Consider the following 23,495-nt stretch of genomic DNA (forward strand, 5'->3'; position numbering starts at 1 on the left):
TTATTTATTCCCCTCACGGACGATACTCACAAATAGCTCTTCTAGGCGGTTTGCTTTGTTACGCATAGAGAGAACTTTTACCTGCTGCTCACTCAATTGATCAAAGATGGTATTCAAACCTAGATTCTTGTCGATTTCGATTTCTAGCGAGCCATTAACCATCACTTGGCTATTCACACCTTCAAGTTTAGGTTCAGTCGCACCCTCTTCAAGATCAAGAATAAAGGTCTCGGCACTCAACTTACCCAACAGCGACTTCATTGTGGTGTTCTCAATCAACTCACCACGATTGATGATACCAATGTTACGACACAGCATTTCCGCTTCTTCTAGATAGTGCGTAGTTAAAATAATGGTGATGCCCTGCTTCTCGTTGATCTCCTTGAGGAATTCCCACATTGAACGACGCAATTCAATATCAACACCCGCCGTTGGTTCATCAAGAATTAACAAATGAGGCTCATGCATCAGTGCACGCGCGATCATCAAACGACGCTTCATACCACCAGATAAGTTACGCGCACGTTCGCCACGCTTTTCCCACAAATCGAGCTGAGATAAGTACTTTTTAGCGCGTTCTTTAGCAAGAGCTTTCGGTACACCGTAGTAACCGGCTTGTTGTAGCACGATCTGCTCAACCGTTTCGAACGGGTTAAAGTTAAACTCTTGCGGGACTAAACCTAAGTTCAACTTCGCTAACTCCAGATCGGTATCAATGTCGTAGCCGAACACTTTCACCTTGCCTGACGTTTTATTAACCAGTGAAGAAATAACACCAATGGTGGTGGATTTACCCGCACCATTTGGGCCAAGTAGTGCGTAAAAGTCGCCTTTTTCTACTTGTAAACTCACGCCCTTAAGAGCCTCAAAGCCCCCTGCATAAGTTTTTCTTAGTTGCTCAATTTCTAATGCATACATAGAGGTAGACTGCCATTTGCTATAGATAAGATGTTGATGACCGAATTTGAGGAAGAGAGTAATGCTTAAAACGAGCTAGCAGAAAACTAACTCAAACTTGTTTACTCAGCCATTTTGCAAACAAGTTTATCGTTGATTGACGATTAATACAAATACCGAGTGAGGCTTTATTTCGAAAGCGAACAAGAATATTAGGTAGGTAAAGAGCAATTCAGTGTTCAGTAAACATAAAAAATGCCGCGAAGTTATTCACTTAGCGGCACTCATTATTAATATGGAATCGAGCACTAATGACTCATTCATCTAAACCTATAACAGAAGGTTAAACTGTCTCAAATTGATGTTCATCTCTGTCGACGTAGCTTGTTGCTGCCGTCAGGGCTTCATATCTGAATCGATAGGTGTTGGATTCAGGTACAAGATCAATCACGTGGAATTTTTCTAATTGCTGACGAGTATTCTCATTAGGACACAATAAGTACACCTCACACTGCCCATCTAGGGCATCTTTAATCGCATTTTCTAGCGCTAAGCCAACGGTAACATCAATCATAGGCACATCAGTTAGATCTAAGATCATCGCTTCATAATCAGAAATGCTCGAGTGTTGACGTGAAATCGCTTTTGAAACACTGAATATCATCGGCCCAGAAAGGTAGAAGAACAGCACTTTACCATTGGCACTATCCAGTAACTGACGTTCACTGTCAGTCAATGGGATATCGTCTTCATCATCGCCATCACTGATCGCCTTAACTTGTCTAGCTTGCTCTCGACTCAGCCTTTCAATGATCAGAATGTTTGAGATAAAAACGCCCAGCCCGACCGCAATAATTAGATCAACGAATACGGTTAATAACATCACACCGTACATGACACCCATGCCGGCATAACTCACCTTGTGTGCGCGCTGAATAAAACTCCAATCAAGGATGTTGAAACCGACATACATCGCGATACCAGCCAACACCGCCATAGGAATGGGCTCTGTTAAGCCTCCCGCAACCAATACCACTAGCGCAAGCACCAAAGCACGAATAACACCAGAAAGCGGAGAACGAGCCCCTACCTGAATGTTGGTCACGGTGCCCATGGTTGCGCCCGCACCGGGTAGCGCACCAAACAGACCAGAAATCATATTCGCAATGCCTTGGCCACGAAGTTCTTTGTCTGAATCATGCTCTTTACGAGTCAATGAATCTCCGATAACTGCAGTCAAAAGCGTATCAATACAACCAAGAGTACCTAGCACCAAAGCATCGATAACCATTGTGGTGAATTGCTCAGAGCTGATAGTCGGAATAACAAGAGAAGGTAAGCCTGCGGGAATTTCACCAATACGGCGAATAGAATCGGTATCAAAGATAATAACGGATAAGAGCGTTACAGCCACTAAAGCGACCAATTGAGCGGGCACATACTTACGATATTTAGCTGGAAAACCGAAAAGGATACCAAGCGTTAATACCCCTAAAAACAGCTCGCTGACTTTCAGATTAGCTAGCGTATCAGGAAGTGCCGAAAGTGTGCCCATCACTCCGCCAGAAGGGGCTGCGTGCCCTAGCAAAGGAGAAAGTTGCAGAATGACAAGAATCACGCCGATACCAGACATAAAGCCAGATATCACGCTATATGGCATCAAAGTGACGTACTTTCCTAGCTTTAATGTACCGAGTAATATCTGAAAAGCACCCGCCATCATTACCACGGTAAAGGTCATTGCCATCCCGGTTTCAGGGTACTTGGCCACCATGCTGGTCATTACTGCCGTCATGATCACTGTCATCGGCCCGGTAGGCTCTGATATCAAGCTGCTTGAGCCACCAAACAATGCCGCAAATAGGCCCACCATGATGGCGCCCCAAAGGCCAGCTTCCGCGCCCGCACCAGAAGCGACACCAAATGCCAACGCTAAAGGCAATGAGATGATGGCTGTAGTTACACCGCCAAACATATCTCCTTTGAGATTGATATCCGTAAAACGACTTCCAAACAAAACACACCTTCCTGATGATGAAATGACAAACCTTATCACTTTAACAAATGTATCAACGGTTCAGAAAGTGTTAATTTAATCACACTATTCGTCTCTTATATTCGGATTAAGCCTTTTACGCTAAGTTAATGATTTTAACGACTAGTACACGTCAGATGAGTACTATTTGACACAGTTTTTACAAGATTGAATTTGTAACATTGTGTATAGTTAGAGTTCTTAATTAAGGGATGTAAGACGCAAAATGCCAGAGATTAAACAGCTTTTTGAAAACAACTCTAAATGGTCAGAAGAAATTCGCTCTCAACGACCAGAGTATTTTACAACGCTTGAAGAGGGTCAAAGCCCTGGTTTTCTATGGATAGGCTGCTCAGATAGCCGCGTTCCGGCCGAGCGTCTCACTGGTTTGTATTCTGGCGAACTGTTTGTTCACCGAAATGTCGCTAATCAAGTAGTTCATACCGACCTAAACTGCTTATCAGTAGTGCAATACGCTGTCGATGTACTCAAAGTTAAACACGTTATTGTTTGTGGTCACTACGGCTGTGGCGGTGTTAACGCAGCGATTGATAACCCTAAACTGGGTCTTATCAACAACTGGCTACTCCACATACGCGATAACTATCTTAAGTACCGTAAGCAAATTGAATCTCTGCCTCGTGAACAATGGGGTGACAAGTTATGCGAAATTAACGTTGCAGAACAAGTCTACAATCTTGGTAACTCAACCATCATGCAAAGCGCATGGGAACGTGGACAAGATATTGAAATCCACGGTGTGGTTTATGGTATTGGTAATGGCAAACTGCAAGATCTTGGTGTTCGTTGCTCAAGTAATGACACTTTAGAAAACAGCCATTTAGCGGCGCTTGATAAAATCCTATCGTCTCCAATCCTAGGTTAATTCTTAACGTCTAACCAGTAGATATAAGAAAGAATAGATATAAGAAAGAATAGATATAAGAAAGGCTCGCGTTTTGCGAGCCTTTCTTGTTTGTGTTCAACAGAGTCGTTATTACTCTTGAGGTACAACTTTACCGATGTACGGTAGGTGACGATATTTTTGTGCGTAGTCGATACCCACACCAACAACGAATTCATCTGGGATTTCAAAACCAATCCACTTTGTGTCTACAATGACTTCACGACGAGAAGGCTTGTCTAATAACGTACAAATTTCGATAGATTTAGGACCACGCAGGCTCAGAATTTCTTTTACTTTAGTCAGCGTGTTACCAGTATCGATAATGTCTTCTACAAGTAGAACATCTTTACCTTGGATGTCATCATCAAGGTCTTTCAAAATACGAACATCACGTGAGCTTTCCATGCCGTTGCCGTAGCTAGAGGCTGTCATGAAATCCACTTGGTGAGTTAAATCGATAGCACGAGCGAGATCCGCCATAAAGACAAAAGATCCGCGCAATAAGCCAACTAAAACTAGATCTTCGCTACCTTGGTAGTGCTCCGTGATCTGCTTGCCTAGTTCGTTCACTCGATCCTGAACTTCTTGCTCAGAGATCATGACTTCAACTGTATGCTTCATACTGCTCTCATTTTATTTGGTGATTACGACGAATGTTGACACTTTCGTCAGTTGTGTCGCTCAATTTTGTGCGTAAGTCTAGCACTGCTCAAATACCCACACCACCTTATGGTTCGAATTTACTGTTAGATTCTCAATGAAATGTGCATTGGTGCGTTATCCAATACTCGCATCCTTTCACATCAACACTGATCACGCTTTATGTATCAAGTTTGATGTAACTGTCTATAAAACAAGCACAAGGGATTGACCATTCACATATGCACCATTACACTCATCTTGGCTTAAATAATGATAAAATCATTAATATAAAAATTCGTTGGCAAGGAAAAACAAAATGGACTCAATAACGAAGAGACCTAGAACTAGGCTTTCACCCTTAAAAAGAAAACTTCAATTGATGGAAATCGCACTTGAAGTATTCTCTCGCCGTGGCATAGGCCGCGGTGGACACGCTGACATTGCCGACATCGCTCAGGTGTCAGTAGCAACAGTATTTAACTACTTCCCTACCCGTGAAGATCTGGTTGATGAAGTACTTAACCACGTTGTTCGTCAATTCTCGAACTTCCTTTCAGACAACATTGACCTAGATATTCACGCAAAAGAAAATCTACATAATATTGCGACTGAAATGGTGACGTTAGTGGCTCAAGATAGCAATTGGTTAAATGTATGGTTCGAATGGAGTGCATCAACTCGCGATGAAGTGTGGCCTCTATTTGTAACCACTAACCGCACTAACCAGATGTTAGTACAAAACATGTTTAGCAAGGCGATTGAACGCGGCGAAGTCTGTGACGATCACGATCCTAAACATCTAGCAAATCTATTCCACGGCATTTGCTACTCGCTATTCATCCAAGCGAAACGTGCTGATACACAAGAAGAGCTTTCGACCTTGACGGATAGCTACTTGAACATGCTGTGCATTTATAAGTAGATTCGATCTTCGAACAAAACTAAAGGGTTGGCTTTTACGCTAACCCTTTTTTATTTCCTCTCACCTAATCAGATTCCCTATTCCTTCCTTCGTCACTCTAAAGAATGACGGATATAAAGAACCACTACGCTTAACTTCATCGTCACTATAAACGACAGACAAAAAAATTAATCAGACACTAAAGCCTGAGCTTCCCTATTCCTTCCTTCGTCACTCTAGAGAATGACGGATATAAAGAACCACTACGCTTCACTTCGTCATCCTCAAGAGCGAGGGACGAGCGAGTTGGGGATCTCTTACAAGCATGACGACCATCTTTTCTTCAGACATAAAAAAACCGCTGACGAATCAGCGGCTTTTATAATCTAGATATACTCAAAATAATTGGAGTTGCAGCTAGGTGACCCTTTCTTTGTTAAGTGACTGAAGTTCAGCCCTATGGGCATAGATTTACTATGTGATTAGGGTGAACTTACGCAGTTAACAACGCTGCGGCTTCAAGTATGAAGAGTATTTACTTTTTCTTTTTCACTGCTTTCTTATTTGGAAGGTCAGTGATTGAACCTTCGAATACTTCCGCAGCAAGACCAACAGACTCGTGTAGAGTTGGGTGAGCGTGGATAGTCAGTGCGATATCTTCTGCATCACAACCCATTTCGATTGCTAGGCCGATTTCGCCAAGAAGTTCACCACCGTTAGTACCAACAACAGCACCACCGATTACGCGATGAGTCTCTTTATCGAAGATCATCTTAGTCATACCGTCAGCACAGTCTGAAGCGATTGCACGACCAGAAGCAGCCCAAGGGAAAGTAGCAACTTCGTAGTTCAGGCCTTCCGCTTTCGCTTCTTTCTCAGTCTTACCTACCCAAGCTACTTCTGGCTCAGTGTACGCAATTGATGGGATTACTTTAGGATCGAAGTAGTGCTTCTTACCAGAGATAACTTCAGCAGCTACGTGACCTTCATGCACACCTTTGTGAGCAAGCATTGGTTGACCAACAACATCACCGATCGCGTGGATGTGAGGAACGTTAGTACGCATTTGCTTATCAACATTGATGAAACCGCGCTCATCAACTTCGATACCTGCTTTTTCAGCGTCGATAAGTGCACCGTTTGGAACACGACCGATAGCAACAAGAACTGCATCGTAGCGCTCAGCTTCTGCTGGTGCTTTCTTGCCTTCCATTGAAACGTAGATACCGTCTTCTTTCGCTTCAACCGCTGTTACTTTAGTTTCAAGCATTAGCTTGAACTTATCTTTAATGCGCTTAGTGAAGACTTTTACGATGTCTTTATCCGCAGCAGGGATAACTTGATCGAACATCTCAACAACTTCAACTTTAGAACCTAGAGAGTGGTAAACCGTACCCATCTCAAGACCGATGATACCACCGCCCATGATAAGCAGTTTTTCTGGTACTTCGTTTAGTTCTAGTGCATCCGTAGAGTCCCAAATACGTGGATCTTCATGTGGGATGAACGGAAGTTTGATTGGGCGAGAACCCGCAGCAATGATTGCGTTGTCGAAGTTAACTGTCGTTGCTTCGCCTTCGCCTTCAACAAGAATGCTGTTAGGACCAGTGAACTTACCAAAACCGTTAACAACTGTAACGTTACGCATCTTAGCCATACCGCCAAGACCGCCAGTCAGTTGATCAACTACTTTTTCTTTCCAGATACGGATCTTGTTGATGTCCGTCTGTGGCTCGCCGAATACAACGCCGTGCTCTGCCATCGCTTTTGCTTCTTCAATTACTTTAGATACGTGAAGAAGTGCTTTTGATGGAATACAACCAACGTTTAGACATACACCACCAAGAGTGCTGTAACGTTCAACTAGTACTGTTTCTAGACCTAAATCCGCACAACGGAATGCCGCTGAGTAACCAGCAGGACCTGAACCAAGTACAACAACTTGGGCTTTAATTTCTTTGCTCATTGTGACCTCTTGTAGTCATTATCCCTAACAGGCTGAGTAGATGTTCTTAAAATTATTGGGCTTTCAAACAGGAAACATTTTACAGAGATGTTAACAGTGTGAAAGTAGCTTTAAGTTAGCCTGTGAGCTAGACAACAATTCCCCCGCAGTTTATGAGAAATGCCGGAAACTGTTCTCTAAAAATAGTCTTTATATAAAGAATTAAGGTGACCCGAAAGTCACCTTAATAATTACTTTCTCAATTACAGTACTAGACGACGAATGTCAGATAGTGCGCTGTTTAGGAAAGTAATGAAGCGTGCACCTTCAGCACCATCGATCACACGGTGATCGTATGATAGAGACAGTGGAAGCTGTAGACGTGGTTGGAACTCTTTGCCATTCCAAACAGGCTTAATTTCAGACTTAGATACACCTAGGATACCTACTTCTGGAGCATTTACGATTGGAGTAAATGCAGTACCGCCAATACCACCAAGGCTAGAGATTGTGAAACAACCGCCTTGCATGTCTGCCGCTGTTAGCTTACCAGAACGTGCTTTCTTAGAAACAGCCATTAGCTCTTCAGATAGCTCGTAAATGCCTTTCTTGTTCACGTCTTTGAAAACAGGAACAACTAGGCCGTTTGGTGTATCAACAGCGATACCCACGTTTACGTACTTCTTAAGAATGATGCTTTCGCCATCTTCAGAAAGAGAAGAGTTAAACGCTGGGAATGCTTCTAACGCTTTAGCAACAGCTTTCATGATGAACACAAGTGGAGTGATCTTCATGCCAGTGTCTTTCTTCGCTTCGATTGCGTTCTGTTCTTTACGGAATGCTTCTAGCTCAGTGATGTCTGCGTTGTCCCACTGTGTAACGTGCGGGATCATTACCCAGTTACGGTGCAGGTTAGCGCCAGAGATCTTCTTAATCTTAGAAAGCTTCTGAACTTCAGTTTCGCCGAACTTGCTGAAGTCAACTTTTGGCCACGGTAGTAGACCAAGAGCAGAACCATCGCCGCCTTTGCCAGATGCTGCTGCACCAGACTCAAGACGCTTAAGTGCATCTTTAACGTAAGACTGAACGTCTTCTTTAAGTACGCGACTCTTACGACCAGTACCTTTAACTTTCGCTAGATTTACACCGAATTCACGAGCTAGACGACGAACAACTGGAGATGCGTGAGCGTACTCGCCGTTCTCTTGGAAGTCGCCAGCTGCTGGAGCTACTGCTTCTGCTTTAGGTGCAGGTGCTGCTGCCGGAGCTGCTGCTTGTGCTGGAGCTGAAGCCGCTACTGCTACTGGAGCTGCGCCTTCAACAACGAAAGTCATGATTGAAGAGCCTGTTGACACTTTGTCGCCAGCTGCAATCTTGATTTCTTTTACTGTACCAGCGAATGGTGCAGGCACTTCCATTGAAGCTTTGTCGCCTTCAACAGTAATTAGAGATTGCTCTTCTTCTACTGTATCGCCAACCGCTACCATGATCTCAGTAACTTCTACTTCGTCACCACCGATATCAGGAACGTTCACTTCTTTCTCAGCAGATGCTGCTGGAGCCGCTGCAACTGGTGCCGCCGCTGGAGCAGGAGCTGCTGCAACTGGAGCGCCAGAACCTGCCACTTCAAATACCATTACTAGAGAACCAGTAGATACTGAATCACCAGAAGCGATCTTGATTTCTTTAACGATACCAGCAAATGGTGCAGGAACTTCCATTGAAGCCTTGTCACCTTCAACAGTAAGAAGAGATTGCTCTTCTTCTACTGCGTCGCCAATAGCTACCATGATTTCAGTTACTTCAACTTCATCACCGCCGATATCAGGAACGTGAACTTCTTTAAGCTCGTTCGCAACAGAAGGGGCCGCCGCTGCAGGAGCTGCTGCAACTGGTGCCGCCGCTTCAACTGCTGGCGCAGCCGGTGCTGCTGCACCTTCCGCTTCGAAGATCATGATAAGAGAACCAGTAGAAACAGAATCGCCTTCTGCTATTTTGATTTCTTTAACGATACCCGCTTGAGACGCAGGAACTTCCATTGAAGCTTTGTCGCCTTCAACAGTGATCAGTGACTGTTCTTCTTCAACCTTGTCGCCAACGTTTACAAGAATCTCAGTTACTTCAACCTCGTCAGCACCGATGTCTGGTACATTAATTTCGATTGTCATTGTATTTACCTACCTTAATGCCAGTCTTATGCGTATTGCGGGTTAATTTTGTCTGCGTCGATGCCGAATTTAGCAATTGCTTCAGCAACTACTGATTTCTCAACATCACCACGTTTAGCCAGTTCAGTAAGTGCTGCAACAACAACGTAGCCTGCATTTACTTCGAAGTGACGACGTAGGTTTTCACGGCTGTCTGAGCGACCGAAACCGTCAGTACCAAGTACTTTGTAAGACTCAGAAGGCATGAATGCACGTACTTGCTCAGCGTAGTTCTTCATGTAATCCGTAACTGCGATTGCAGGTTCGTTACCAAGAACAGTTGTGATGTACGGTACTTTCTCTTCAGCTTCTGGGTGAAGCATGTTGTCACGCTCTACCGCTTGGCCGTCACGAGTCAATTCGTTGAACGACGTTACAGAGAATACATCAGATGCTACGCCGTACTCTTCGCTCAGGATCTTAGCTGCTTTACGCGCTTCGTTCATGATAGTACCAGAGCTCATTAGTTGAACTTTGCCCTTAGCACCAGCGTGAGATTCAAGCTTGTAGATACCTTTACGGATGCCTTCTTCAGCGCCTTCTGGCATTGCTGGCATTGCGTAGTTCTCGTTCATTACTGTTAGGTAGTAGTAAACATTCTCTTGGTTCTCACCGTACATGCGACGGATACCGTCTTGCATGATTACCGCTAGCTCGTAAGCAAACGTTGGGTCGTAAGAGATACAGTTAGGTACTGTGTTCGCCATGATGTGCGAGTGGCCATCTTCGTGCTGTAGACCTTCGCCGTTTAGCGTTGTACGGCCTGCAGTTGCACCAAGTAGGAAACCACGAGCTTGTTGGTCACCTGCTAACCAAGCCATGTCACCAATACGTTGGAAACCGAACATTGAGTAGTAGATGTAGAACGGAATCATCGGTAGATCGTTTGTGCTGTATGAAGTTGCAGCTGCAACCCATGAAGCCATAGAACCTAGTTCGTTGATACCTTCTTGAAGAACTTGACCAGAAGTCGCTTCTTTGTAGTAAGAAACGATGCCTTTATCTTCAGGCGTGTAGTCTTGACCGTGTGGGTTGTAGATACCAACCTGACGGAATAGACCTTCCATACCGAATGTACGAGCTTCATCACAGATGATAGGAACAATGTTCTTACCAATGTTCTTATCTTTAAGAAGGATGTTAAGCGTACGTACATAAGCCATCGTTGTAGAGATATCACGCTTCTGTTCACCCAGTAGAGGTGCGAATGCGTCTAGCTCAGGAACTTTGAACTCTTGAGTGAATTTTGGCAGACGCTGAGGAGTGTAACCTTGTAGTGCTTTACGACGAGCATGTAGGTATTCGTACTCCGCTGAACCTTCTTCCAGTGTTAGGTAAGGAAGCTCAGATACTTTCTCATCAGAAAGGATGTCTTGTAGGCCTAGACGGTCACGTAGGTATTGTACGTGAGTCATGTCCATCTTCTTAACACCGTGAGCGATGTTCTTACCTTCTGCAGCTTCACCCATACCGTAACCTTTAACTGTCTTAGCTAGGATTACTGTTGGTTTGCCACCTGTCTCTTTTGCATTGTTGAATGCAGCGAACAGTTTAGAAGAATCGTGACCACCACGTTTCAGTTCGAAGATTTGGTCGTCAGTCATGTCTGCAACTAGTGCAGCTGTTTCTGGGTACTTACCAAAGAAGTGCTCACGTACGTATGCGCCATCTTTAGATTTGAATGTTTGGTAGTCACCATCGATAGTTTCATTCATTAGTTGAAGAAGCTTACCAGTCGTGTCTTTAGCTAGTAGAGAATCCCAGTTGCTACCCCAGATAACTTTAACAACGTTCCAACCTGCGCCTTTAAATAGGCCTTCAAGTTCTTGGATGATGCTACCGTTACCCATTACAGGGCCGTCTAGACGCTGTAGGTTACAGTTGATTAGGAAACATAGGTTGTCTAGCTTCTCACGCGCAGCGAAAGAGATAGCACCACGTGATTCTGGCTCATCCATCTCACCGTCGCCTAGGAAAGCGTATACACGTTGAGCAGAAGTATCTTTCATGCCACGACCTTCAAGGTACTTAAGGAAGCGCGCTTGGTAGATAGCAGAGATAGGGCCTAGACCCATAGATACTGTAGGGAACTGCCAGAACTCAGGCATCAGTTTAGGGTGCGGGTAAGAAGGGATACCTTTACCATCAACTTCTTGACGGAAGTTATCTAGCTGTTCTTCAGTTAGACGACCTTCAACGAATGCACGAGAGTAGATACCAGGAGAGATATGACCTTGGTAGTAAACTAGATCGCCACCGTCTGTCTCGTTTGGAGCACGGAAGAAGTGGTTAAAACATACTTCGTAGAACGCAGCAGCTGACTGGTAAGAAGCCATGTGACCACCAAGGTCTAGGTCTTTCTTAGAAGCACGCAATACAATCATGATTGCGTTCCAGCGAATAATCGAACGAATACGACGCTCAAGAGTTACGTCACCAGGGTAAGCTGGCTCTTGTGCTGCTGGAATTGTGTTGATGTAATTCGTGTTGATGCCTGTAGCCATATCAACACCATCTAAACGCGCTTTATCTAGAACTTGTTCTAGTAAAAACTGTGCACGTTCTACACCTTCTTCACGTACTACTGACTCAAGAGCTTCTAACCAATCTTGAGTTTCCAGAGCATCAACGTCATGCTTCATGTCAGACATGGCGATCTATCCTTTTTGTTAGTTGGATTCTACTAAACACGTAAAAAGCCGAAGTATTACGACTATTTACCCTGTTGGATTCGACGTAAAGAACGTTCGCGGCGCGATTCTTCTTTGGTCAAATCCATCAATGTTTCTTCGATGTAAGCTAAATGAGAGTGTGACATTTCACGCGCCTGTTCTGGCTGTCCTGAAACGATCGCATCTACAATGTTAGCTCGATGTATACTCACTTTCTCCACAACGTCTTTACGACGATGCAACAGTTTTAAATTTTCTAAGACGTTTTGTTCGAGTAACGGAGCCAAGCTACGAACAATGTGCAATAACACCACATTGTGCGCTGCCTCTGTTAAAGCAATAAGAAAAGCCATCACAGCTGCAGACTCGGCTTCAATATCACCCTTATCTTGCGCACCGCGAATTTTTTCTTGGCATGCTTGAATTCGAGCAAAGTCTTCATCAGTACCACGTAATGCCGCGAAGTAAGCCGAAATCCCTTCCATCGCATGACGCGATTCCAACAAGTCTAGTTGGGTTTCAGAATGGGAGGACAACAAATTAAGCAAAGGATCTGAAAAGCTTTTCCAGATATTTTCGCTAACAAACGTACCTCCACCTTGACGGCGAGTAAGCAAGCGTTTTGCTTCTAAACGTTGTATCGCTTCTCGGATTGAAGGACGAGACACATCGAACTGTTTCGCCAGTTCACGCTCAGGCGGCAGCTGCTGCCCTGGAGCCAGTGTTCCTTCCACTATCAACCTTTCTAACTCTTGTTCGATAACGTCCGAGAGTTTTGGCTGACGAATCCTTTGATAAGCCATAGTTTGTTGTTCTTCTTTTTCTTCGCTGACAATTGGTATTACCAATTTTAAGTTGGGCAGAAATTAACATAATTAAAACGCCACTGTCCAGACTAAAATTGACCTGAATCATAGAACACAGCACGAATTAACCATGATTTAACAAATGAAATTTAAAACAGCAACCAATTTGGTCTTACCATTTACAGGGGTAATACTTTTGGGGAGTATCCGTGCTAGAAAGTTTCAGGATAAAAATGGATTGTTTCAGAAAGATGAGTGCCACTTGATTAAAAATCAAACCAAGCGCACATTAGAGGTAGAAATCCTGTTCATAAGTTTTAATATTAGATCGTTTGATAAGCTCGTCACACTCTCGATTTATTGACGCCCTCCCCCTAACCACTTTATTTACATCGCAACAACAAAAATTCACAAGTCACTATGCTAGGCGTTGACTATTCAACCACTAGCAACAATAAGAACATCTTCGATAATGAGGCTTAAACCTTGAGCTCGCCTTTAAACTTCTGCCAATCAAAAACCAAACCGGGGTCAGTTTTTCGTAGCGGGGCTATGTATTGATGGCCAGTGATACGCTGGCGCGTAATCTGCGGGAACGTCGACATCAATGTATTCGTCAATTGAGTCAAAGATTGATATTGCTGCTCGGTATAAGCAACAAAGTCACTGCCTTCCAATTCAATGCCAATCGAGTAGTCATTACATCTTTCACGGCCAGCGAAGCTCGATTGACCCGCATGCCAAGCTCGGTCTAAGAAAGAAACGAACTGCACCACTTCCCCATCGCGGCGAATCAAGCAATGTGCCGAAACGCCCATTTGGTGAATCACTTTAAAAAATGGATGATCTGCCGGATCAAGTTTGCCCGTGAAAAACTGTTCAATGTAAGGGCCGCCAAATTGGCCCGGTGGTAAACTAATGTTATGAACCACCAGCAGAGAGATATCGTCGGTGCTGGGTCTAGCATCAAAATACGGAGAAGGAACATGCCGAGCATTGTCGTACCATCCGTTGGAGCTGATCGTCATCTTAGTCTCGCTTTCTTTTCTACTAGCGCAATAAGATTGTGACTTTGCCCATAGAGCAGTCGCGCTAGCCTCTTTAATTTGAAGTTAAGCAAGAGTATCATTCCATTCCCACTCCCTTTCAAGATTAGATTTGCGATGAAAAACACACATAACAGCCACCAACGCCTTGATTACTTAAAAGAGCAACTGCCGCTAGAGATCACTCGCGCAGTCGCTGAGACCATCAAAGAAGATCTAGGTGGAACGTTAGATCCAGCGGCTGATATTACGGCAAGTCTAATCCCTGCAGACGCAATCAACAGCGCAACCATCATTACCCGTGAACATGGTGTATTCTGTGGTAAAGCTTGGGCTGATGAAGTGTTTAAGCAATTGGGCGGTGAAGTCACTATCGAGTGGAACGTAGAAGACGGTGACAAAGTTGAACCAAACCAAACACTTTGCACGCTAACAGGACCTGCTCGCGCACTTTTAACCGGTGAGCGTAACGCAATGAACTTTATTCAAACACTATCTGGTTGTGCGACGGCGACAGCAATCTACGCTGACAAAATCAAACACACAGAATGCCGCCTATTAGACACGCGTAAAACAATTCCAGGACTTCGCAGCGCACTAAAATACGCTGTGGCTTGTGGTGGTGGCTTCAACCACCGTATTGGCGTTTTCGATGCGTACCTAATCAAAGAAAACCATATCATCGCATGTGGTGGCATTGAGAAAGCGATCTCGACAGCAAAAGAGCTGAACCCGGGTAAGCCAGTGGAAGTGGAAACAGAAAGCCTAGCAGAGCTTGAGCAAGCGATCAGCGCCGGTGCAGACATCATCATGCTAGATAACTTCACCACTGACATGATGCGTGAAGCCGTTAAAATTAACGCAGGTCGTGCAGCACTAGAAAACTCAGGTAACGTGACTTTAGATACGATTGCAGAGTTCGCTGAAACGGGTGTCGATTACATCTCAGTAGGTGCACTGACTAAGCATCTAAAAGCAATGGACCTTTCAATGCGATTCAAAGCTTAATCTCATAGTTCTATCAATCACTTAACTTCTAGGCATGGCAATCAGCCATGCCTTTTTATTGCTTTTATTATCAGTATATCAATCAGTTAACTAAGCTGATCGCATAATTTTGCGATCCATATGAAACAACACACCAATAAATACAAAACCACTCGCGCCCACACCTGAACACCATTCCACTTCTCGATCTCAACTTCTATTCTCTCCATCAACCGGTGCTTGCACTGAAACAAACTAACGAATGGAATAGAACTATGAAAAACAAAAGAAAAAACCAGAAAGGCTTTACGCTGATTGAATTGATGATTGTAGTGGCTGTAATTGGGGTATTAGCTGCTATTGCGATACCACAATATCAGACCTACGTAAAAAAAGGAGCAGCAGGCGCTGCATATGCAACAGCTACAGCACTTAAAACAAATATTGAAGATTATATTGCTGTCAATGGTACTTACCCGGGAACTTCAGCAGCAGTTAATGCAACTCCATTCTCTCTTGGAACTGTTGCCGTAGCATCTAATAACGTTACAGTTGAAGTAACATCAGGTGGTGGTCGTGGCTCTAAAGTCATCCTATCAAGAGATACTACAAATGGTTCGTGGACTTGCGCTTTAACCGTATCGGCTGGTGTTAGTATAAACGGTTGCTCATAGGTGCTAACTAACCTCCCAACCGTTCTCCGTCAGGCTAACTTGCTTAGCCTGACTCAAAAACAAGCTGTTACAGAGCAGGTTCAAGCTTCTGGTGGGTCTACGCCTGAAGCTTTGCTCACTTTGGGCTTATTCACCGGCGAGAGTCTCGCGCATAACATTAAGGCCATTTTCGGCTTGCCGTTGGTACAACTTGGCAATACGGACTATGAAGCTTTATGCGAACAGTTAGGTCTTCGTGAACTGATCACCAAGTACTGTGCTATCCCAGTTTCCATATCTAATTCTACTCTCACACTCGCCTCTGCCGATCCAACCGACTTGCAAGCTGAAGACGATTTTAGATTCGCGACTGGATTGCAGATAGAACTCGTTGTCGCTAACTATTCAGAATTAGAAGGCGCCATACGAAAGCTGTATGGTCGCTCTATTTCCGGGCAAGACTCCAAGCGCAAAGAGATCACCCAAGATGAGCTCGCCAATCTTGTTGAAGTCTCTGATGATGAAATGAGTTCAATTGAAGATCTCAGTCAAGACGACTCCCCTGTCAGTCGATTTATCAATCAGATACTGGTTGATGCGGTGCGTAAAGGCGCATCAGACATCCACTTCGAACCTTATGAAGAAAACTACCGAGTGCGTCTGCGTTGCGATGGCATTCTTGTTGAGGTCCAACAACCCGCGTCTCATTTAAGCCGTCGGTTATCCGCTCGTTTAAAGATTCTCGCCAAACTTGATATCGCTGAACGTCGCTTACCTCAAGACGGCCGTATTAAGCTGCGTTTGAACGACGAGCTGGCGATCGATATGCGTGTGTCGACTCTGCCGACATTGTGGGGAGAAAAGATCGTACTGCGTCTTCTAGACAGCAGCGCAGCCAATTTAGATATCGATAAATTAGGTTACAGCGAGGATCAAAAAGCGCTCTATCTCAATGCCCTAAAACGCCCCCAAGGGATGATCTTAATGACTGGGCCCACAGGCAGTGGCAAAACGGTATCTCTTTACACTGGACTTCGCATGCTTAACACCTCTGAGCGTAATATCTCAACAGCTGAAGATCCGGTGGAGATCAACCTGTGTGGTATCAATCAGGTACAGGTGACGCCAAAGATCGGTTTTGGGTTTGCCGAAGCACTACGATCGTTCTTGCGACAAGACCCTGATGTAGTGATGGTCGGTGAGATCCGTGATTTAGAAACCGCAGAGATCGCGATCAAAGCATCGCAAACGGGTCACTTAGTCCTCTCGACACTCCATACTAACTCAGCTTCGGAAACCGTGACTCGACTCGCCCATATGGGGATTGAACCATTTAACCTCGCCTCGTCATTAAGCCTGATTATCGCGCAGCGACTGGCAAGGCGACTGTGCAACCACTGTAAAACAGCTGACAACTCGCCGGACATATTTCTACGTCACTCTATTCCTAACAGCCAAAACATCTACAAAGCCACCCCACAAGGATGCAATGAGTGTAATCAGGGTTACTCCGGTCGAGTGGGTATCTACGAAGTAATGCCGTTCACCGACAAACTAAAAAATAGTCTGATCAATAAACCTAACGCGTTAGAGATTGAAGATCTCGCGCGTAGAGAAGGAATGAGAACACTGCAAGAATCCGGTATCGATAAGTTGCTTGAAGGCACCACCAGCTATCAAGAACTGCAACGTGTTCTGTATCTATAATCCATCGGAGCACTCATGAGCACTAAACTGCAGTCACAATTAAAAAACTACCACTGGAAAGGCATAAACAGCTCAGGCAAAAAGGTGTCAGGGCAAACCTTGGCACTCGCTGAATTAGAAGTACGAGAAAAGCTCAAAGAGCAGCATATTCAGATTAAGAAAATCAAAAAGAAAAGTATCTCAGCAGTCACTCGTTTAACACATCGAGTCAAAGCCAAAGACATCACCATTTTGACTCGACAACTTGCGACCATGCTTGCCACTGGCGTGCCTATCGTTCAGGCCATTAAGCTAGTGTCAGACAATCACCGTAAAGCTGAAATGAAATCAATTTTATTGCACATCTGTCGAGGTGTAGAAGCGGGAACCCCTATATCAAAAGCGATGCGGACGGCAAGCACTCACTTTGACGACCTGTACACCGATTTGGTCGCTACGGGCGAGCTTTCCGGAAACCTAGCGCAAGTATTTGAACGCTTAGCAACCTATAGAGAAAAGAGTGAGCAGCTAAAGTCTAAGGTCATAAAAGCACTGATTTACCCCACAATGGTGGTCGCTGTCGCTTTGACTGTCTCTTACTTAATGCTCACCATGGTCATTCCTGAATTTGAATCGATGTTTTCAGGCTTCGGGGCAGACCTCCCTTGGTTTACTCAACAAGTACTCTCCCTTTCGCATTGGGTACAGGCTTACAGTCTCTATGCTGCCGTTGGCATAGGGTTAGTCACATTATTTACCTACCAACTGCGTCAACGGTCTTATTCCATTCGTTTATCATTCAGCCGTCTAGGTTTGCGATTCCCTATTCTTGGCGGAGTATTGGCCAAAGCCTCAATCGCCAAATTCAGCCGAACCTTATCAACCAGTTTTAGTTCAGGGATTCCTATTTTAACCAGCCTGAAGACCACAGCCAAAACAGCAGGTAACTTGCATTATGAATCGGCCATCATCGAGGTTCATCGTGAAACTGCCGCTGGCATGCCGATGTATATCGCGATGCGCAATACCGATGCCTTTCCTGAGATGGTTTTGCAGATGGTCATGATAGGAGAAGAGTCCGGTAACCTTGATGACATGCTCAATAAAATCGCATCTATTTATGAATTTGAAGTCGACAACACCGTCGATAATTTAGGTAAGATTCTAGAGCCACTGATCATCGTATTTTTAGGCACCGCTATTGGTGGACTTGTTGTCGCGATGTACTTACCGATCTTTAATCTTATGAGTGTGTTAGGATAGCTAAAAGCAACCAAACACCCCTCAAGCAGAGAACCTCTGCTTGTATTGATTAAGTGGTAAAGGACACTATGGAAGTATTTCACTACTATCCTTGGCTATTCCCCGTATTAGCTTTCATTTTTAGCCTTCTTATTGGCAGTTTCCTCAACGTAGTCATACACCGTTTACCGATTATGATGGAACGAGAGTGGCAACAAGAGTGCTCGGAGTATTTCTCTCAATATAAAATTCCAGCGCCAGAGGGGAAGTTCAATCTCAGTATCCCTCGTTCGGCTTGCCCGAAATGTAAAACCCAATTAAGAATCGTCGACAATGTTCCAGTATTAAGCTGGTTGTTCTTAAAAGGGAAGTGTCATAGCTGTGCTAACCCAATCAGTGCTCGCTATCCATTGGTCGAACTGCTGACTGCAATACTATGCACCGTAGTGGCTAGCCACTTTGGTTTCAGTTACTACGCCATTGCTTTGATTTTTTTCACCTTTGCATTGATTGCCGCAACCTTTATCGACCTAGATACCATGCTGTTACCTGATCAAATCACCTTACCTTTGGTTTGGTCTGGTATCGCTTTAGCACTGTTTAACATCAGCCCTGTCTCGCTTCAAAATTCCGTAGTTGGCGCAATGGCTGGCTATCTAGCTTTGTGGTCTGTTTATTGGTTGTTCAAGCTACTAACAGGCAAAGAAGGCATGGGATATGGAGACTTCAAACTCCTAGCCGCATTAGGTGCATGGCTTGGCTGGCAACACCTACCAATGATCATTCTTTTGTCCTCGCTGGTTGGTTTGGTTTTCGGCTTGATTCAACTTCGCTTGAAACAGCAAGGCATAGATAAAGCCTTCCCATTTGGACCTTACCTGGCGATTGCGGGTTGGGTAAGTTTGATGTGGGGCAATGACATCATGGGTTGGTATTTCACTTCTGTACTAGGGATTTAATCATGGCAATCATTATCGGATTAAGCGGTGGGATCGCCAGTGGTAAAACGACGGTAGCTAATCTCTTCAGCGAACATTTTCACATTGATATTGTCGATGCTGATATCGTGGCACGTGAAGTGGTGGCGTTGGGCAGTGAAGGTCTAAAACAGATTGCGACTCATTTTGGTGAAGAGGTATTGCTCGAAGATGGGGCGCTAAACCGAGCTAAACTGCGCGAAGTGATCTTTTCTGATCCCACAGAGAAACAATGGCTCAATGAACTGCTTCACCCTATGATCCGCGACAAAATTGACAGTGACCTGTCTAAAGTCACATCCCCTTATGCTTTATTAGTCGCACCGCTATTGGTTGAAAACCAAATGCAAGGCATGACCGATCGCGTATTAATCGTTGATGTGCCGGTAGAAGTGCAAATAGAACGTACGATGAGTCGCGATAATGTTTCTAGGGAACAAGTTAAATCAATTTTAAAATCACAGGCATCAAGAGAACAGCGCTTAGCAGTTGCAGATGACGTGATTAAAAACCATACTAAAAACCAAGAACTTTTGCCTCAAATCACAGATTTACATCAAAAGTATCTGGCAATCAGTGCAGTAGATGGGTCAGAATAGAACAATGTTGAATGAAGGTTTGCTCGATGATCACCCACAAATTTGAACATCCTCTAAATGAGAAAACACGCATCTACTTAAGAGTTGAATCACTCTTGAGGCAGTTACACCTGTCTTCTGCATTTTCCGATGCTCAACAGTATCAACTCTTTTTCCGTTCTATCTTTGATCTGATTGAAATATTCGAACAGATACAACTTAAGTGCGAACTCGCAAAAGATATTGAAAAACAGCGTGTAACCTATAAAAGTTGGTTAGATGTTGAAGGTGTCGATCAAGAGATGCTGACATCATTGCTCAATGATATTAGTCATATCTATCGTGAACTGATGCAGGCGGAACGTTTTGGGCAATCATTAAAAGAGGACCGCTTCCTTAGCGCTATTCGTCAACGCTTTAACTTGCCAGGTGGCTCATGTTGCTTTGATTTACCGGCTCTACATTATTGGCTTCATCTTCCTCTTGATAAAAGAATTAGAGATGCTAAGACATGGATGGATAGCTTACAGCCTCTGTATGAAGCGCTAACACTATGGTTGAAGCTCACCAGAGAGACTGGTCACTTTAAGGATCAGATCGCTCGTACAGGTTTCTTCCAAAGCGATGCTGATGAAGCGAATATCCTTCGCCTTTCAATTCCAATGCAGTACGGTGCCTACCCGATGATCTCGGGACATAAAAACCGTTTCGCTATTAAATTTATGAGCTTTGAAACTGGGCAAGCCTGTACTCAAGATATTGAATTTGAGTTGGCTATCTGCAGCTAATTCATTTCCTTTATTGTTTGGCTTGAGTCCTCACTTGAGCCTAAACTATTTCTTATGCCAATCACAGTAAGTAAGTGTTCATAAATAGCGTAGGAAAAAGGCTTGAGAACAAGACAGAAATTTTCGATAAGTAGTTATTCTACAATCAAAATTTCTAACGAAGTTATCGAGCGTTTTAACAAGCTAGGATGACCAGTTATTTGCTACGATTGGTATTACTACACCCTCTAATTAAGAATCACTATGTCGAACAAAATCACCATCGTTAAATGCCCTCAATGTAATACTGACGTTGAATGGGGTGAACAAAGCCCACACCGCCCGTTTTGCAGCAAGCAATGTCAGATGATTGATTTCGGTGAATGGGCAGACGAAGAAAACAGCATCGCTGGCGCACCCGATATGTCGGATAGCGATGGTTGGTCTGAAGGCCCACACTAGGCGCGAGTAGCGAATAGCGAATAGCGAATAGCGAATAGAATTTGAAGGATTGACGTTTTACGGCAATCCTTTTTTATTGCCTATAACACGGCACTAATGGGGATTCCCTACTCCTTCCTTCGTCAGTCTAGGGAATGACAGCTCTGGTTGATTCAAAAACTCCCTCAGCGGTTCGACAGCCTATCAAGGTATCAAGGCTTGTCATTCGTCATCCTCAAGAGTGAGGAACGAGCAAGTTGGAGATCTCTTACCTGTGAGACTCTAAATAGCAGACACAAAAAAGCGGAGCCAAATGGCTCCGCTTTTATCGATAGAATGCAAAAAGAATTACTTCTTAGTAAGCTTCTCTTTAATACGAGCTGACTTACCAGAACGCTCACGTAGGTAGTACAACTTGGCACGACGTACTGCACCACGGCGTTTAACTTCGATGCTATCAACCATTGGAGAGTGAGTTTGGAACGCACGCTCTACGCCTTCACCGTTCGAGATCTTACGAACTGTGAATGCAGAGTGTAGACCACGGTTACGAATAGCGATTACAACGCCTTCGAAAGCCTGTAGACGCTCACGGTCACCTTCTTTTACCTTAACCTTAACTACAACAGTGTCACCTGGTGCGAATTTAGGAAGGTCTGATTTTAGTTGCTCTTCTTCAAGAGCCTTGATGATGTTGCTCATTTGTATAAATTCCTAGAATAAACTGATACTAAATTTAATAGGTTACTGCTTGCTTTTCGTTAAGAGCGTTGCTCTTTAATGAATTCAGCCAGTAATTGTTCCTGTTCGTCAGTCAGAGCTAGGTTTTCCAGGAGTTCTGGTCTTCTTAGCCAAGTTCGGCCCAACGATTGTTTCAATCGCCAGCGACGAATGTCCTTATGGTTTCCAGACTTGAGTACCGATGGCACATCTTTATCGTCTAGCACCTCAGGGCGCGTATAATGGGGACAATCTAGCAAACCATTTGCAAAAGAATCTTCTTCTGCTGATGCGAAATCTCCAAGTACACCCGGAACAAACCGAGATACTGAATCAATCAACGTCATGGCTGGCAGCTCGCCACCCGTCATCACAAAATCTCCAATCGACCATTCTTCGTCGACTTCAGATTGAATGATGCGCTCATCTACCCCTTCATAGCGACCACAAATAAGAAGCAAGTTCTCGTTTGTTGCCAGCTCTTCAACACCTTGTTGGTCGAGTTTACGACCTTGAGGTGAAAGGTAAATAACCTTCGTCTTTCCCGGTGCTGCCTGTTTGGCTGTTTGGATAGCATCGCGCAAAGGCTGAACCATCATTAACATGCCAGGACCACCACCGTAAGGTCTGTCATCAACAGTGCGATGTTTATCATGAGTGAAATCACGAGGATTCCATGTTTCAATAGATAAAAGACCTTTTTTAACCGCTTGACCTGTTACTCCAAAATCAGTAACAGAACGGAACATTTCAGGAAAAAGGCTAATAATGCCAACCCACATGTGTTCTCTCGCTCTGTAATTTGGAGTTAGAATCCAGGATCCCAGTCAACTTCGATCCGGCGAGCTTCGCGATCAACTTTCTTGATCACTTGCTCTTCAAGGTACGGGATTAACCGTTCCTTTTGGCCAAAAGCATCTTTAAGATTTGCTTTGATTACTAGAACATCGTTCGAGCCAGTTTCTAATAGGTCAGTGACCTCACCAAGGTTGTAATCTTTAGTGGTAAAAACTTGCATACCGAACAATTCGCGCCAGTAGAATTCATCTTCTGACAATTCAGGTAATGAAGCAGGGTCAATAGCAATTTCAAAATTGGTCATCAGTTGCGCGTCTTCACGTACATCTAATCCCGCTAGCTTACATACATAGCCTTGACCATGACGTTTCCAGCTTTCAACTTTATACTCAACCCACTCGCCCTTTAGCTTTAAATACCAAGGACTGTAATCAAATATGCTTTCAGCATTGTCTGTGTAGGAGAACACTTTAAGCCAGCCACGAATACCATAGGTAGACCCAAGTTTACCCATAACAATTCTTTCGTTTTGCTCGCTCATCGTTTCTTTACCCTTCATCGACATAAGCTATTTCTCTTTTTAAAAAA

Annotated in this window: 21 protein-coding genes; 10 read left to right on the forward strand and 11 right to left on the reverse strand. The window is 44.2% G+C overall.

Translation table 11 applies throughout. The annotated features are described in order from the left end of the window. Both OCV30_RS12635 and OCV30_RS12640 read right to left on the reverse strand, forming a co-directional pair. Positions 1 to 918, reverse strand: a complete 918-nt coding sequence (locus tag OCV30_RS12635; protein WP_065678071.1) for an ABC transporter ATP-binding protein — start codon at positions 916 to 918, stop codon at positions 1 to 3. A 322-nt stretch (positions 919 to 1,240) separates the two neighbouring features. Further along, positions 1,241 to 2,872: a SulP family inorganic anion transporter gene (locus OCV30_RS12640; RefSeq protein ID WP_209439689.1), complete on the reverse strand. Its 1,632-nt coding sequence runs from the start codon at positions 2,870 to 2,872 to the stop codon at positions 1,241 to 1,243. Between the two features lie 286 nt (positions 2,873 to 3,158). Between OCV30_RS12640 and can the strand changes: the two genes are divergently transcribed. After that, positions 3,159 to 3,818, forward strand: coding sequence for a carbonate dehydratase (gene can, locus OCV30_RS12645; RefSeq protein ID WP_009847590.1), 660 nt, complete (start codon positions 3,159 to 3,161; stop codon positions 3,816 to 3,818). A 111-nt stretch (positions 3,819 to 3,929) separates the two neighbouring features. Here can and hpt read toward each other — a convergent pair whose 3' ends face one another. After that, positions 3,930 to 4,460, reverse strand: a complete 531-nt coding sequence (gene hpt / locus OCV30_RS12650) for a hypoxanthine phosphoribosyltransferase (RefSeq protein WP_009847591.1) — start codon at positions 4,458 to 4,460, stop codon at positions 3,930 to 3,932. A gap of 337 nt (positions 4,461 to 4,797) precedes the next feature. On the opposite strand from hpt, the gene OCV30_RS12655 reads away from it, so the two are divergent. Further along, entirely contained in the window at positions 4,798 to 5,403 is a 606-nt protein-coding gene (locus tag OCV30_RS12655; protein WP_017101672.1) for a LuxR/HapR/OpaR family quorum-sensing transcriptional regulator, read from the forward strand. Between the two features lie 514 nt (positions 5,404 to 5,917). Here OCV30_RS12655 and lpdA read toward each other — a convergent pair. The 5 genes from lpdA to ampD form a co-directional block, all read right to left on the reverse strand. Then, complete coding sequence (gene lpdA, locus OCV30_RS12660) at positions 5,918 to 7,348, reverse strand: dihydrolipoyl dehydrogenase (protein ID WP_012604738.1); 1,431 nt, start codon at positions 7,346 to 7,348, stop codon at positions 5,918 to 5,920. A 242-nt stretch (positions 7,349 to 7,590) separates the two neighbouring features. Continuing rightward, a complete protein-coding gene (gene aceF / locus OCV30_RS12665; RefSeq protein WP_065678069.1) occupies positions 7,591 to 9,495 on the reverse strand; it encodes a pyruvate dehydrogenase complex dihydrolipoyllysine-residue acetyltransferase in 1,905 nt (634 codons plus the stop codon). Positions 9,496 to 9,521: 26 nt separating this feature from the next. After that, positions 9,522 to 12,185 carry a pyruvate dehydrogenase (acetyl-transferring), homodimeric type gene (gene aceE, locus OCV30_RS12670; protein ID WP_065678068.1) on the reverse strand — a complete coding sequence of 888 codons (2,664 nt, stop codon included), beginning with the start codon at positions 12,183 to 12,185 and terminating at the stop codon, positions 9,522 to 9,524. A gap of 62 nt (positions 12,186 to 12,247) precedes the next feature. Next, entirely contained in the window at positions 12,248 to 13,009 is a 762-nt protein-coding gene (gene pdhR, locus OCV30_RS12675; protein ID WP_009847596.1) for a pyruvate dehydrogenase complex transcriptional repressor PdhR, read from the reverse strand. A gap of 482 nt (positions 13,010 to 13,491) precedes the next feature. Then, the gene (gene ampD, locus OCV30_RS12680; protein WP_065678067.1) at positions 13,492 to 14,040 is read right to left on the reverse strand and encodes a 1,6-anhydro-N-acetylmuramyl-L-alanine amidase AmpD; all 549 of its coding nucleotides are present in this window, start codon (positions 14,038 to 14,040) and stop codon (positions 13,492 to 13,494) included. Between the two features lie 135 nt (positions 14,041 to 14,175). Here ampD and nadC point away from each other — a divergent pair, with 135 nt between their 5' ends. The 8 genes from nadC to yacG all read left to right on the forward strand — a co-directional run bounded on the left by nadC (position 14,176) and on the right by yacG (position 21,410). Then, positions 14,176 to 15,066: a carboxylating nicotinate-nucleotide diphosphorylase gene (gene nadC, locus OCV30_RS12685; RefSeq protein WP_017103843.1), complete on the forward strand. Its 891-nt coding sequence runs from the start codon at positions 14,176 to 14,178 to the stop codon at positions 15,064 to 15,066. Between the two features lie 254 nt (positions 15,067 to 15,320). Beyond that, positions 15,321 to 15,719 (forward strand): pilin, encoded by a 399-nt coding sequence (locus OCV30_RS12690; protein ID WP_065678066.1) that lies wholly within the window; start codon positions 15,321 to 15,323, stop codon positions 15,717 to 15,719. After that, positions 15,720 to 17,405, forward strand: a complete 1,686-nt coding sequence (gene pilB, locus OCV30_RS12695) for a type IV-A pilus assembly ATPase PilB (protein ID WP_065678065.1) — start codon at positions 15,720 to 15,722, stop codon at positions 17,403 to 17,405. A 15-nt stretch (positions 17,406 to 17,420) separates the two neighbouring features. Then, positions 17,421 to 18,647: a type II secretion system F family protein gene (locus OCV30_RS12700; protein ID WP_065678064.1), complete on the forward strand. Its 1,227-nt coding sequence runs from the start codon at positions 17,421 to 17,423 to the stop codon at positions 18,645 to 18,647. Between the two features lie 68 nt (positions 18,648 to 18,715). Then, the gene (locus tag OCV30_RS12705; protein WP_065678063.1) at positions 18,716 to 19,585 is read left to right on the forward strand and encodes a prepilin peptidase; all 870 of its coding nucleotides are present in this window, start codon (positions 18,716 to 18,718) and stop codon (positions 19,583 to 19,585) included. 2 nt (positions 19,586 to 19,587) lie between these two features. Beyond that, on the forward strand, positions 19,588 to 20,202 hold the full coding sequence (gene coaE, locus OCV30_RS12710) for a dephospho-CoA kinase (protein ID WP_065678062.1): 615 nt from the start codon (positions 19,588 to 19,590) through the stop codon (positions 20,200 to 20,202). 26 nt (positions 20,203 to 20,228) lie between these two features. Then, on the forward strand, positions 20,229 to 20,969 hold the full coding sequence (gene zapD / locus OCV30_RS12715) for a cell division protein ZapD (RefSeq protein ID WP_065678061.1): 741 nt from the start codon (positions 20,229 to 20,231) through the stop codon (positions 20,967 to 20,969). 243 nt (positions 20,970 to 21,212) lie between these two features. Further along, on the forward strand, positions 21,213 to 21,410 hold the full coding sequence (gene yacG / locus OCV30_RS12720; protein WP_065678060.1) for a DNA gyrase inhibitor YacG: 198 nt from the start codon (positions 21,213 to 21,215) through the stop codon (positions 21,408 to 21,410). A 327-nt stretch (positions 21,411 to 21,737) separates the two neighbouring features. On the opposite strand, the gene rplS is transcribed toward yacG, so the two are convergent. From rplS to rimM, 3 genes are read right to left on the reverse strand one after another with little or no spacing between them, the layout of a single operon-like run. Further along, complete coding sequence (gene rplS / locus OCV30_RS12725; protein ID WP_009847607.1) at positions 21,738 to 22,091, reverse strand: 50S ribosomal protein L19; 354 nt, start codon at positions 22,089 to 22,091, stop codon at positions 21,738 to 21,740. Positions 22,092 to 22,150: 59 nt separating this feature from the next. Beyond that, positions 22,151 to 22,891 (reverse strand): tRNA (guanosine(37)-N1)-methyltransferase TrmD, encoded by a 741-nt coding sequence (gene trmD / locus OCV30_RS12730; RefSeq protein ID WP_009847608.1) that lies wholly within the window; start codon positions 22,889 to 22,891, stop codon positions 22,151 to 22,153. A 26-nt stretch (positions 22,892 to 22,917) separates the two neighbouring features. Continuing rightward, positions 22,918 to 23,472, reverse strand: coding sequence for a ribosome maturation factor RimM (gene rimM / locus OCV30_RS12735; RefSeq protein ID WP_065678059.1), 555 nt, complete (start codon positions 23,470 to 23,472; stop codon positions 22,918 to 22,920). Positions 23,473 to 23,495 lie beyond the last annotated feature (23 nt).

The organism is Vibrio atlanticus, assembly GCF_024347315.1.
GTDB classification, from domain to species: domain Bacteria; phylum Pseudomonadota; class Gammaproteobacteria; order Enterobacterales; family Vibrionaceae; genus Vibrio; species Vibrio atlanticus.